At 48.3% G+C, this 12,615-nt stretch carries 11 protein-coding genes; 10 read left to right on the forward strand and 1 reads right to left on the reverse strand.

Annotated features, from left to right (window positions below):
* Nucleotides 1–64 precede the first annotated feature (64 nt).
* Both NST47_RS04645 and NST47_RS04650 read left to right on the forward strand, forming a co-directional pair.
* Entirely contained in the window at nt 65–694 is a 630-nt protein-coding gene (locus NST47_RS04645) for a hypothetical protein (RefSeq protein ID WP_341154087.1), read from the forward strand.
* A 201-nt stretch (nt 695–895) separates the two neighbouring features.
* Nucleotides 896–1,396 (forward strand): DUF4183 domain-containing protein, encoded by a 501-nt coding sequence (locus tag NST47_RS04650; RefSeq protein ID WP_341154088.1) that lies wholly within the window; start codon nt 896–898, stop codon nt 1,394–1,396.
* Between the two features lie 103 nt (nt 1,397–1,499).
* Here the strand turns inward: NST47_RS04650 and NST47_RS04655 are convergent, their stop codons facing one another.
* A complete protein-coding gene (locus NST47_RS04655) occupies nt 1,500–3,779 on the reverse strand; it encodes a helix-turn-helix domain-containing protein (RefSeq protein ID WP_341154089.1) in 2,280 nt (759 codons plus the stop codon).
* Between the two features lie 272 nt (nt 3,780–4,051).
* On the opposite strand from NST47_RS04655, the gene NST47_RS04660 reads away from it, so the two are divergent.
* The 8 genes from NST47_RS04660 to NST47_RS04695 all read left to right on the forward strand — a co-directional run bounded on the left by NST47_RS04660 (nt 4,052) and on the right by NST47_RS04695 (nt 12,599).
* Entirely contained in the window at nt 4,052–5,614 is a 1,563-nt protein-coding gene (locus NST47_RS04660; RefSeq protein ID WP_341154090.1) for an extracellular solute-binding protein, read from the forward strand.
* Between the two features lie 86 nt (nt 5,615–5,700).
* On the forward strand, nt 5,701–5,910 hold the full coding sequence (locus NST47_RS04665; protein WP_341154091.1) for a hypothetical protein: 210 nt from the start codon (nt 5,701–5,703) through the stop codon (nt 5,908–5,910).
* Nucleotides 5,864–6,727: an ABC transporter permease gene (locus NST47_RS04670; protein WP_341154092.1), complete on the forward strand. Its 864-nt coding sequence runs from the start codon at nt 5,864–5,866 to the stop codon at nt 6,725–6,727. Before NST47_RS04665 ends, NST47_RS04670 begins: the two co-directional genes overlap by 47 nt.
* An 11-nt stretch (nt 6,728–6,738) precedes the next feature.
* The gene (locus NST47_RS04675; protein ID WP_341154093.1) at nt 6,739–7,605 is read left to right on the forward strand and encodes a carbohydrate ABC transporter permease; all 867 of its coding nucleotides are present in this window, start codon (nt 6,739–6,741) and stop codon (nt 7,603–7,605) included.
* A 72-nt stretch (nt 7,606–7,677) separates the two neighbouring features.
* Entirely contained in the window at nt 7,678–7,854 is a 177-nt protein-coding gene (locus tag NST47_RS04680; RefSeq protein WP_341154094.1) for a hypothetical protein, read from the forward strand.
* Nucleotides 7,851–8,267 (forward strand): glycoside hydrolase family 88 protein, encoded by a 417-nt coding sequence (locus NST47_RS04685; protein ID WP_341154095.1) that lies wholly within the window; start codon nt 7,851–7,853, stop codon nt 8,265–8,267. The genes NST47_RS04680 and NST47_RS04685 overlap by 4 nt, the downstream gene beginning before the upstream one ends.
* Nucleotides 8,227–8,724 carry a glycoside hydrolase family 88 protein gene (locus NST47_RS04690; protein WP_341154096.1) on the forward strand — a complete coding sequence of 166 codons (498 nt, stop codon included), beginning with the start codon at nt 8,227–8,229 and terminating at the stop codon, nt 8,722–8,724. The genes NST47_RS04685 and NST47_RS04690 overlap by 41 nt, the downstream gene beginning before the upstream one ends.
* Nucleotides 8,725–9,089: 365 nt before the next feature.
* Entirely contained in the window at nt 9,090–12,599 is a 3,510-nt protein-coding gene (locus tag NST47_RS04695; protein WP_341154097.1) for a hypothetical protein, read from the forward strand.
* Nucleotides 12,600–12,615: the final 16 nt, after the last annotated feature.

Raw genomic sequence — 12,615 nt, forward strand, 5'->3', positions numbered from 1 at the left:
TTCTAATTGTGTATAGGTTAAACAGGTGCTCAACATCATTATGAATAAAGGCGGTGGATTGTTAATGGGACAATTCAGGGGAGTTATTCTGGAAGGATATTCCCATGCGGGGAAAACCTCCACATTAAAAGCGCTCAAGCTGCTTCAAGCACAGGAAGAACAGGCTGAACGGAGTGTGGTAATTCTCGGTGAGCATTATTCCCAGATATTAAACCGAGTCCATGGTGAACTGGTTGCTCTACATAGAGAAGAGCATTTGGAGCTTTTACATAAACGTGTTGCCATGCTTCAGGAATTGAATCAGTGGGCAGAAGCATTAGGGCAGGCATCACGGCAAAGCAGAGGTATCTTTTACGTGCTGGAGCGTTTCCATCTGAATCATCGAGCCGCTTTTGCTGACCAAGACTCAACTCAGGTGACAGAATTGGAGCGCACCTTGGTGGACTTAGGGGCGATAACGATTCTGCTAACCATATCGTCAGAAGCCGTAGAAGAGAGGATTCAAAGCCGAAGACCTGCCCAATGGCTGGGTAAGTCGAAGGCGTATATGGCAGCCCAGTGCGACGAGCTGCTTAAAGTTCAAGATAGGCTTCGAGAGCAATCCAAGAAGTCGTTGATTCCTACAATAGAAATAAATACGGATAGTAAAGACTGGTCGTTATTCGCCAAGCAAATATTGAAACATATCGATTGATGGGGTACGTCTGGATCCAATTTTAGAGATAAAAATGCAAACAAATAGACACTGGTCCTTTATGGATAGTGTCTATTCCGAAGTTGATGAAATGTTCATGGTTAGGTTATAGTGCAATCGAGGCATTTACCGTGCCAGGGTGGATTTATTTGTCATATACTTTAATAATTTGAAAAAAACCAAACAGGGAGGAGGATTATGATGGACGATCAGACAGGTCAACCGGGTCAAACGGGTCTGACTGGACAAACCGGTCAAACGGGTCAAACCGGCCAAACGGGTCAGACAGGTCTAACAGGCAAGACGGGCAAGAGAGGCAAGAGAGGTAAGACTGGTAAGACTGGTCCAAGGGGGGAGACAGGTGCGACTGGAGCAACGGGTCCAACTGGCCCTCTCCCGATCGTAACCATCATACCTGTTGCCAATCGTTATTATTATATAGTAACCGCAGATTTAGTACTTACGGACTCTGCAATGCTTCCAGCTAATTTGTTCACGGACGATGCAGGGAATTTAATCAACGCTTTTTCAGGCTTGGGTACCAATAGCTATAATAATCTTTTCATCAATGGGATGCTGCAAGAAGGCAATGCATACAGCGTAACTCCCCATACATTGACTCTATTGGCAGATGGCAGCACGATATACGAAGGGACACCGATTACACTGGAGACCCTGCAGTTTATTGCTCAGGTCTCGTAAGATAGGGTTAGCGATGAATGTAACAAAAGCAGCTCGTATTCCATTGAGGAACGGGCTGCTTTTATTTGTGTTCATTATGGATCCTTCATTCATCACCAGGATTCTAAATTTCGTTCGACTGCTCCCGTATCTCCTTACGATATTGCCCCGGAGGGACGCCGACGGTTTTCTTAAATGTACGCGAAAAATTTTGCGCATTGCTGTACTGCAGCCGCGAAGCCATCTCGTCCACGCTCATATCGCTGTGAAGCAGCCAATTCTGTGCTTTGACTATGCGACTGTGCAGCAGGTAATCCGAGAATGTTGTATCGTGAACCTCCTTCAACGCTTGCTTGCCGATTGAGGTGGGCACATTCAGTGCCTTGCAGCAGCCTTCCAGTCGCAGATCGGCTTCATTATGCTCGTGAATGTAGATGGAGAGCTGGCTCGCCACCTTATGCATATGCTCCATATGCTCCTGCTGCAGATCGGCGCAGAGCAGGTCGATCACGTTCGTCTTGAGCCAGCCGATCCATTCCTCAAGCGTAGAGAGCTGCATCAGCTCAGCCATTAACGGCTCGGCAGGGGGCTTGCGCAGTGAGCTGCCTATCGTTCTGTAAATGGAGAACACCATTTCTGTCAGCTGACTTTGCAGCCATTGGTAGTTAAGGGTTCGCAGGCCTTGGAGCGTACTCAACTGATCCGTATAACGATAAGCCAGCGTCGGATCGAGTGAACGAATGGCATAGATGACGTCATTTTCCAGCTCGCGGAAGGAGACAGGCAGTGCGGTGGTTTGACTCTCGTTATCCTTTTGTTGAAACTCATCAATGGGAATGACCTCGTTCGTGCCGGTTACAAGCTTATGCTTGAGCGCATCTTCTGCTTCCTGCGACGACAAGCTCAAATAAGCGTAATCCTTGCGCACCAGACTGATTCCGATAGAAACCGTGAACGGAAAGTATTGCTCGATAAAATCGCGGATCGTACTTGCGGCTTCCTGCATAGAAGCTTTCACCGTTCTCTGTCCGAGACCATCGTCAGGCAAGGAAATCAGAGCCAGAAATCTGCCCTCGCCACTGCTGCTGACGACCCCTTTGCCCTTCCCGTCAATAACTTCTTGGATCACCATGGACAACCCATAGCCAAAATAATACAGATCCACCTCTGAATAGAGGCCGGTCATACTTTTATACTGATCGATCTCAACGCACAAGCAGCCGTAGCCACCCGCCAGCAGTGGAATTTGATACCTTTCACATTTGTCCAGATCCTCTTGGGAACGAAGTCCTTTATGCAGCATGTTACGAACAAAGGCTTCACGAATTTCGGGTGTCAGCACCTTAACCTGTTCCTTGAGCTCATCCCGTGTCTCTTTAATATGCTGCATTTTATCGTAAATCGATCGGAATTCATCATCCCGAGGTGCACGCTTGCTTGCTCCTGCTTCTTTGTCCGATTGAACTGTGGCATCATCCAGCAAGGTCACAATATCACTCCAGCCCCGCCACAGCCGATTAGTGGAAAGAATCGTTACAAGGGCCGCCATGGCTAGTAAAATACCCGCCAAAATAAACACGACATTGCGAATCCGGTTGATCTTGGTGAACAGCTCATCATTGGGGATCGCAAAGCCAAAGACCCAACCTTTATAAGAGGGAGGCAGGTGAGCGACGAACAGCTCTCTGGAGCTGGCTTGCCCTTGTGTAATCTCCGGTACCACATTCAACATTAGACTTGTACTGTCAAGCGTACCGCGATTTTGCAGCATTTGCCCCGATTCATCGAGTATAAAATAATTGCCTTTCACTTCGTCCGTTGACCCCAATATGTGATCGAAAAACTGCTGATTCAGATGAAGGATCATATAAAGCGGCTTCGATGCTTGAAAAATCGGCAGCTTACGGATATAGACAGCAGTAGGTGCCTTCTTGACGATTGTATTGAAAAAGGCGGTGTCCTTGTTCATCGCTTCAAACTTGCCGATTACGGCTTCGTAATCATTTTGAAAGTCGCTGACCTGATGATTGGTGCTGTACAGCCGTTTGTTGCTGAGACGGTAAAGCGCAATATTATCGACGTCGTCAATCGACGTTTGGATGCGGAGCATCGTTTCGAGAAGGGTCAATATTTCAAGATTGTTTTCTTCCTTCCCAGGTGTGATGAGCGATTGAAGAGCAGGAAGCTTTTCAAATTGAAGGACGGATTGATCGATCTGTCGGAAATAGCTTTCGACCCGATCTTGTGTGCGCTGCAAAGATACGTGGTAGGCACTCTGCACCTCTTGTGTTAACGTGTTAGTGGCAACAACGTACACAGTGTAACCCATTGCCGTGATGCAGAGGGAGGCCAACAGCAGCATGATGATCAGCGTTTGTACCTTCTTGGAGCGTTGCAGCTGCATAGGGTTCTCCCCTTTCTATTAAAAATATAACCGTAAAATTATAGCATGGAAAGTGTCATTTCGCGTAAAAAGCGGATTTAGGCATAAAGATACCCGCCAACAATTGGCAAGAAAACACCGATATCAATAGCTTTTAATGGTCATTTGCTCAAATTCGATTGATTTGATCGTAATGATCATTGCTTGAGCAATACACACAGCTGTACATTGTTAACGAAGCAGCACCAGATCCACAGCCAATCGAATAGTTAACGAAAAGGGGAATAACAACGATGACTAAAGGGATTAACACGAATAATCGTTTTTTGAAACGTACGGTAAGCACCATGCTTGTGACTGCATTAGTAGGGGTAACGGCAGCCTGCGGCAGCAATCCACCCGTTCCAGCTGCTAATGGTAATACGTCGACACCGGCTAAAGCGCCAAGCGGTCCTGTGAAGCTGAAGCTTGCGTATGACGTCGGTAATGCAATTCCAAGCACTTCTGCCGACAGCAATGAAGCGATGAAGTATTTGCAGGACAAATTGGGCATCCAATTCGAATTTAATGTCAATGCTTACGAGATTTACAAGGAAAAAATCCGTGTACAAATCGCCTCCGGTGATATTCCCGATGCGTTCGCTTGGCGGACGATGGATGATTTTATTGTTGGTATGATCAAAGCCGGTGAAATCGTACCGCTAGATGATTACATTGATAAGTACCCGAACCTGAAAAAGCAAAAGGATCTGGATATCACAAGGTATCAAAATAAGATCTGGGCCGTGACCAACGTCCGCAACCCTGTAGCCTCAGGCGACGCGCCGTTGATTCGCCAGGACTGGCTCGATAATCTGGGCTTGCAGACTCCCAAAACTCTGGATGATCTCTACAATGTTGCTAAAGCCTTTACCTTAAATGACCCTGATAAAAATGGTAAAAAAGATACCTATGGCATACAGCTTGGCTATGCGAACAATGCTTTTGTCGGAATAGGCGGCTTGCAGAAGCCCTTTGGCATTCAGGATAAATGGGTAAAGCAGCCGGATGGTAAATACGTGCCGAACTTTGCGACACCGGCTTTTAAGGAGTATTTAACATGGATGAACAAAGCGTTCAAGGACGGTCTGATTGACCCCGACTTCGCGGTAACCGATGGCCGAACAGCTGAATCGAAGGTAGTCGGCAAAGGACAGGCGGGTATTTTCTTCCATTATATGTCCCGTGTTAATGATTTTGAGGATAATTTCAAAAAAGCGAACCCTACTGCAAAGCTGCTGCCGTTTGAACCTGTCAAAGGTACTACAGGTTTGCAAGGAGCTACAGGACGTGTAAATTATGGCGGTATGTTTGTATCCAAAAAGGCAGGTCAAGACCCGGCCAAAATGCAAAAGCTGATGGAATGGTTTGACTTTGGAGCCAGCCCTGAGGGACAGAACTTTAGTTTATATGGGGTGGAAGGCATCCACTCTGTGAAGAAAGACGGCAAAACTGAAGTGAAAAGCGACTTGATCTCCCGCGATATGCCGGGTACATTCATTGCTACGCTGCCGCTGCAGCCGACAGAGGAAGTATTCGTCAGCAAGAAAAACTCCGAGGAAGCACAAAAAATTGTCGCCGATGGCAATAAAATGCTGGAGAAATTTTTGAAAATTCCAAAACCGCTCGATTTTGCATTCTCACCAACAGGCGCGAAGTACAATGCGGAAGCAGAGGCTTTTATCAACACAAGCATTGTCAAAGTCATTATGGGCAACATCAACGTGTCGGAATGGGATGGTATCGTGAAGCAGTGGTATGACCGTTTCGAGGGTGCGAAGTGGATTGAGGAAATTGCTGCGACCGACGGAAAATAGCTCAGACCGTAGAATCTGGCTGCTGTAATCGTAATGTCACAGTCATAGTCACAGTAATAATAATGAGAAATGGAATGCATAGCAAGATGACAAGCGGGTACGTTCTGGATCATCGGGACGTACCCGAGCTTTCTACAGGGAGTGATTATGATGTCAATGAGAACGGAATCGGTTCCAACCAGCAGGCGACCCCAAGCAGCAGTCCGTTCCGGCAGCAAGCTAAAAAAGAAATTATGGTCGGATCGCTATATGTATTTGCTGGCACTGCCTGGTATGGCCTTTATTTTACTATTTGATTACGTCCCGATGTACGGGATTGTATTGGCTTTTCAGGACTACAACCCTTTCGGAGGTATCCTGCATAGTGATTGGGTAGGGTTTGCACATTTTGCGAGATTGTTTAAGCATCCGGATTTTTGGCTGGTGCTTCGCAATACACTCGTGATCAGCCTGCTCAATCTGGTGCTGTTTTTCCCTACGCCGATCGTGCTTGCTTTACTGCTGAATGAGGTGCGTTCCCATTGGTTTCAACGGACGGTGCAAACGATTGTGTATTTACCGCATTTTGTATCCTGGGTCGTAATTTGCTCGCTGACGATAACACTGATGAACTCGGAGGGACTCGTTACCCAACTGGTTCATTTCCTCGGATTTCCGAAGGTACAGCTGCTGCTGGACACCAAGCTGTTCTGGGGAATGATTACGCTGCAAAGCATCTGGAAGGAAGCGGGCTGGGGTACGATCATATTTCTCGCCGCACTGGCCGGAATTAATCCTGAGCTGTACGAAGCAGCGCGTGTAGATGGTGCAAACCGCTGGCAGCAGATGAGATCGATCACCATTCCGGCACTGATGAGTACGGTAGTTGTGCTGCTGCTGCTGCGGATTGGACATATTATGAGCCTGTCATTCGACCAGCTGTACATTATGGGTAACCCGATGGTCAACAGTGTGGCCGAAGTATTCGATACGTACGTGTTCAAGGCGGGTGTGCTTCAGGGTAACTTCAGCTTTGCTGCCGCTGTCGGACTGTTCAAATCGGTTGTGGGTCTGGTGCTCATACTCGGATCGAATTATTTGGCTAAAAAAACGAGCGACAATTATTTGTTTTAAGGAGATTGCACATGAAATCACAAACAAAAATAGGGTTTGAGCTAGTGAACTATGCGCTGCTCGGCTTGATGGCTCTGATGATGGTGTTTCCGTTCTGGAACGTGCTGGTAATGTCATTCTCCACACCGTATCTGGTTTACGAGGGACAGCTGTTATTTTGGCCCAAGCAGTGGACGACAGTAGCCTATAACGCCGTATTTCAAAATCGTCAATTCATTCAAACCTTTCAAAATACGGTCTTCATTACCATAGTCGGCACGGCAGTAAGCATGCTGCTCACCACGACGCTTGCGTATCCACTCTCCAAAAGAACGATCAAGGGTACGGGCGTCATGCTGTTTATTGCTTTTTTTACGATGCTGTTCAATGGGGGAATCATTCCGTCCTATTTGCTGGTCAAGGAGCTTGGGATGTTGAACTCCTTGTGGTCGTTGATCATTCCAAGTGCGCTGAGCGTGTTCAATTTGATGATTATGGTCAGCTTTTTCCGATCTTTGCCAACGGAGCTGGAGGAATCGGCCAAAATCGACGGTTGTAATGATATCGGCGTATTGCTGCGTATTGTCATTCCAATCTCGCTGCCAGTTATCGCTACGTTGACGCTGTTTTATGCGGTATCCAAGTGGAATATGTTTTTTCAAGCGGTTATGTACAACAGTGATATTAGCAAAATGACGATGCAGGTGTTGTTACGGCAAATATTGATGCAAATGACGAGCGATGCCGTTGATGCGGCAATGGCCGGGGAGGTTCCGAAAATCGGCGTTACCGTAAAAATGGCGATGATTATTATTGCAACGGTTCCGATTTTGCTGATTTACCCTTTCTTACAAAAATATTTTGCCAAAGGTGCGATGATCGGCTCGGTAAAGGGTTAATGGATGAACATTTGATGATGGACCGCGAATATAAGAGCTTGCCCTAAATGATGAGAGGAGAGGAAAACAAGGATGGATACCCAGAAGCTGTTGGACAAAGCGCAGCAGGTTTATGCGTACATGGTAACGGCCCCGGAGAACGATTGGCAGCGCAATATGGGCAATTGGGACTGGAAGCCAGGCGTCGGTCTCATTGCTGCCGTTGCCTACGGTGAAGCGACAGGCTCGGATGAGGTAGATGTTGGATGAGGGACAATCGACATAAGGCGGTACAACAGCGTGTTATTAATTCGACGGCACCGTTCGCAGCACTAACCGAGCTGCTGCGCAAGCAGCCGAAAGCGGCAGCAGAGTGGATGCCGCTCATACGTGAGCACGGCGAATGGCTGATGAACGAAGCGCCGCGCACCAAGGAAGGCGGCTTTGAGCACACGGTAACCGAGGGTGTCGATTTCCCGGAGCAGCTATGGGCGGATACGCTCGTTGTTGGCGCTTTATTTTTGGCGCGTCTGGCGTCGCTCACCGAAGATGAAGCGATGGCACGCGAAGCCGTCAAGCAGGTAGTCATTCATCTGCAGATGCTTCAGGACGAAGCGACAGGCGTATTGTTCCATGGCTTCGATGGCTATAATCGCAATCACATGTCAGCTGCAACGTGCTAATGCATGGGTGACGTTCGGTGTGCCGGAAATTGTCGCCGAGATCCAGCATCTGACCCCGATTCCGGTGGGAATCGGGGAACGCTACACCGCCTTGGTACAAGGTTTACTTAAGCTTCAGACCGCTAATGGCATGTGGCATACCGTCATGGATCGACCAGACTTTTATCTGGAAACCTCAGCCACAGCCGGCATCGCCTATGGCTTCGAGGTAGCCCTGCGTACAGGTCTCATCACCGATGATATCCTGCGTTCGCAGCTTCAAGAGTCGGTACGCAAAGCAGCCGAAGCTGTCATGATTCACGTAGACGTATACGGCGCCGTTCATGGTGTTTCCGGCGGTACCCCCGTTATGCCAACGATCGAGGCCTATAACGAGGTGAAAATAACCCCAACCCCATACGGCCAAGCTTTAGCGCTTCTACTCATCAGCGCTTTACTGAAGCGCAATAAGCTCTAGCTCATGATTATATGTTTATTCAAGTTTTATGTTTAAAGTTGTCCATACAACAAGGTAAAGTCATGATGTTCCGCAGGAACGAATCCAACGCACCCCATTCACTGTATACCAATCCCTGCCCCACCGTACAGCGCAGCACAATACCAAGCGTGTCCCGCAGGGACGACAAGCGTCCCGAGAACACTAAGACCCTGCCACCCACCATGCAGCACGAGACCAAGCGTGTCCCGTAGGGACGGAAAGCGCCCCGAGAACACAAAAAGCCTTGCACACGTGCCAAGGGAGTCCAGAGGGCAGCGCCCTTTGGGGCCCTCCCTATAGGGAGGGTTTGGGAGGGTCAAAAATATAGGAGGAAACCAAAACCAATGAAAACAAAAATTATGGCAACCGCGCTGGCCATGCTAGTGTCCGTATCCACTATGACAAGTCCAATAATGGCAGAATCATCAGCAATAACACCGGACGCAAATTTGTTTTTAGATCGAGTAGACCGGGTGTATCCCGACGTCGCCACCGCGGAAAAACAGCTGCAGTTTTTCAAAACGAATCTGTTAAACAACCAGCAGCCTGACGGCAGAATCGATAATTTTCCGCAAAAGGTGACAATCAGCGCCGGTAATCTGGTTACTGGCAACATAACAACCAATATGGGCTTTGAGCAGGGCACATCCAGTACGCCTGATGGTTGGAGCTATACAGGCACATCAAATTTAACCTGGATACATGATCTGGAAACTTCCTATGAAGGCACCCGTATGGTTAAATTGGAAGCGCTATCGGAAAGCAATGGTTCACTTAAACAGACGATCTCCAATCCGCTGGATGTGCTTGTGGATTATGTGACGCCTGCAGCCGCAGTCGTTAAGCAGGACAGTCTGCTGCTGCTGAGCACTTACGTCAAGACCGAGCAGTTAAGTGGTTCGGGTAAAGGCGTCTATGTAAAAGTATCCTTCAAGGATGCTGGCGGAGCCGATCTCGGTAATTCGACTATGGTTGCCGTAAATCAAGGAACGCAGGACTGGAAGGAGCTGCGCGGTCTTGTTACGGTTCCTTCGAATCAGCCTACCCAAATCGTGATTGAAGCCGGAATGGATGGGGCAATAGGTACCGCTTATTTGGACGGGATCCGTCTCATGCGGATCGACAGCTCGATTTCGACGGCTGCAGGGTCTGCAGGAGTGCAGGTTGGCAATAAAGGAGCGGCAGCGATTCCAAATGCGAATTTTGACGCGACACCTGCATGGACGGCAAACAAGCAATTGAATGCAAGTGAACCCGAAGCGGCGATCAATCAGACGTTAGCTAATGGCGTGTCTGGAAAAGGTGGACAGATTGTTTCCACCTCAGCAGATACGGTGGCTTCGCTCAGCATGAATGCAACGGCTTCCTCTAATGGTACACGGCAGTTTGGTGGCGATTACCGAATTTTTTCGGTCAAGTACAAGACATTGCCAGGCTTTACGGCAGCGGATGGCAAGGGAGTCGCTGCCAAAATCAGCTACAAGGATAAATCCGGCAAAGTCATCGGCAATCGAACTTTTTACGGTGGTTCTACTGACGGCAAATGGGGTGAAATCAGCGGTGTTTTTGATACGGAATACCCTGTATATACGATGAGCTTTGAGCTGCTGCTGGACCATGCGGTCGGTACGGTTATTTTTGATAATGCTTCGTTTATCGGGATCGATCAACAGAGCAGCAGCACGGAGGCTGGGTTTGGTGCGGCTGGACTGTTCGCCTACATATGGGAAATAACAGGGAAAACTGATGCTCTGCTGGCGAAGCAGGCGAGGAAAACGCTCGACTTTTATATGCATAACCGTGTGCAAACCATCGATAATCCTGCTAATGCCGACAAGCTGCTACCTGGTGCGGCGAACAGCGGTGCCGCTTATGTGCCTTACTATGTAAGCGGCAGCACAACGGGTGCGGATTACCCGACAACGGCGTTTGGTCTGCACAATCTGGCAAGCGCGCTGAAGTATGGACAGGAACTGTTCACATCAGCTCAGCTTGCAGAAGGAAAGACACAGGCTTACTCTATGTGGAAGTGGCTGACGAGGGTCGTCCAATTCAGTACGCAAAAATCTCAAAATCAGGCTTTGGTTGCTTTGCTGGGCGGAATTGAGGTTGCTGTGCTCTATGACGATGCCGCTTTAAAAGCTGAAATTTATGACTACTATACCAAAGGTATTCCCGGGACGAATCTGCCTGATAAGGCATTTCGCGATGAAGCCAGGGAGGTAGTGGATGGAAAATCTATTTTTTACGAGGTCAAAGGCTTCGACGTCAGCTACGCGGGGGTTTCTCTAAGTGATCTTGCCGAGATTATAGGGGAGCTGCCTGATCAGGATGCATCTTTTAAGGATCTGAAAGCGGTCATTCATGCCGATGGTATGGAGATGGCCGAATATTTTAACTCAAGGCTTGCGGCGGATGGCTGGATTTTTGCAGGCTCACGTCATAATGAAGGCGGCGGCTCCAGCTTTAATATGGGAAATTTTTCGGGCCTCTCTTATTGGGCACAAGCTTTGAATTCCGATTTGGGGCGATTTCTGATCAAAGGGCCAAGTGCGGTAACTCCTTCTTATGGGGAAACAGCAAATCTGGGGCATATTGCGGTTCACGGACCTGTAGCTCTGCATCGTACGATCCAGCAGTATCCGTGGGTGCCGAGCGAGCAGCAGAAGCTGGAGGACTACACCTTTCGTAAAGGAAAGGTTTCCGCATATTACAAAAATGAAAACAGGCAGCCACTTCATATTTCCGTATCCGGTACTGATTTTATCGAGAATTTGGTTGATTCCGGTACCACGACGTCTAAAGGTCCAAAGATTGATCGGATCATGGGCATGTATTTCAAGGATGGGAATGACAAGTGGCAATATGACGATGTCAAATCCACTACAGCGAACATGTCGACACCCGGTTACTTTGTACGCAAGGATACAGGGGTGACTACAGCCAAATCGAACGTCACCAAGCAGTACTATATTACGAATGGCAAATCACTTTACAATGTGCTGGCCGTTCAATTCAGCTCGGATCAGAGCTATAAATCATTGAATCAATTGATCGGTCTTCCCTATATGTCGGTGCCTGATTATCCGTATGTTCCAGCCAGTGTAGATCTGCGAATGGTACGGATCAATGGAATTTATGGCAGTGACGGTACACCTCTGCTCGATTTAACCAAGGATACCGGAGAAGCGACAGCTCCTGAGATGCGAATGGGTACGGCCAAAGTCAGCGGTTGGCCCGAACTTAAGGCGGTCAATGCGCCAGCGGGAGGTACGGCAAAACCAACATGGTTATCGACTGCCGACATCAATCAGTTGAACGCAGGCTTTACCACAACGAATGGCAAGGTTATGGATGATCTGTACACGAAGGCGTTATGGGACCCGACAAATGTCCGGGTATCCGACAATAATGGCGTTACTGTTCAGTTTGCCAATTCGGATAAGATCATGGTCAAGCTGACGGACTCGGCAGCGCCTGTTAACTATAAAGCAGGCGAGTGGGTTTATTTTGTGGCCAAATATGCGCCGGATAATGATACGGACAGCTTCACCGTGACACCAGTTCAGACATATTCAACGCGCAGCGATGTACTCCAGTCCATCACAATTGAGGACAGTGGTATGAAATTCGTACTTAACGGCAGCAGTGATTTGTTCGTCGATAAGCAGGCTGGAAGCGTAAGGTTGAATGGAGTAAAGGCGACTGCCTCCGATCTGGCAGCCTTATGGCAGGAGCGGGGACGGACGATTGCTGGAGACAAGGCGAGTTTTCCTTACCAGCATGATCTGGATGGCAACGGCATTATCGATCTTACGGATCTGTCCCTGCTGGGACTTTATATCAATAACTAGAAAGGAAAGGGAGGGG

The organism is Paenibacillus sp. FSL H8-0034, assembly GCF_038000305.1.
Taxonomy (GTDB): domain Bacteria; phylum Bacillota; class Bacilli; order Paenibacillales; family NBRC-103111; genus Paenibacillus_S.

What these genes read in the sequence shown, in the direction of transcription:
- NST47_RS04695 (WP_341154097.1), top strand. Translation starts at nt 9,090, where the DNA reads ATGAAAACAAAAATTATGGCAACCGCGCTGGCCATGCTAGTGTCCGTA.
- NST47_RS04665 (WP_341154091.1), top strand. Translation starts at nt 5,701, where the DNA reads ATGACAAGCGGGTACGTTCTGGATCATCGGGACGTACCCGAGCTTTCT.
- NST47_RS04680 (WP_341154094.1), top strand. Translation starts at nt 7,678, where the DNA reads ATGGATACCCAGAAGCTGTTGGACAAAGCGCAGCAGGTTTATGCGTAC.
- NST47_RS04675 (WP_341154093.1), top strand. Translation starts at nt 6,739, where the DNA reads ATGAAATCACAAACAAAAATAGGGTTTGAGCTAGTGAACTATGCGCTG.
- NST47_RS04670 (WP_341154092.1), top strand. Translation starts at nt 5,864, where the DNA reads ATGTATTTGCTGGCACTGCCTGGTATGGCCTTTATTTTACTATTTGAT.
- NST47_RS04685 (WP_341154095.1), top strand. Translation starts at nt 7,851, where the DNA reads ATGAGGGACAATCGACATAAGGCGGTACAACAGCGTGTTATTAATTCG.
- NST47_RS04650 (WP_341154088.1), top strand. Translation starts at nt 896, where the DNA reads ATGGACGATCAGACAGGTCAACCGGGTCAAACGGGTCTGACTGGACAA.
- NST47_RS04660 (WP_341154090.1), top strand. Translation starts at nt 4,052, where the DNA reads ATGACTAAAGGGATTAACACGAATAATCGTTTTTTGAAACGTACGGTA.
- NST47_RS04690 (WP_341154096.1), top strand. Translation starts at nt 8,227, where the DNA reads ATGGCTATAATCGCAATCACATGTCAGCTGCAACGTGCTAATGCATGG.
- NST47_RS04655 (WP_341154089.1), bottom strand. Translation starts at nt 3,779, where the DNA reads ATGCAGCTGCAACGCTCCAAGAAGGTACAAACGCTGATCATCATGCTG.
- NST47_RS04645 (WP_341154087.1), top strand. Translation starts at nt 65, where the DNA reads ATGGGACAATTCAGGGGAGTTATTCTGGAAGGATATTCCCATGCGGGG.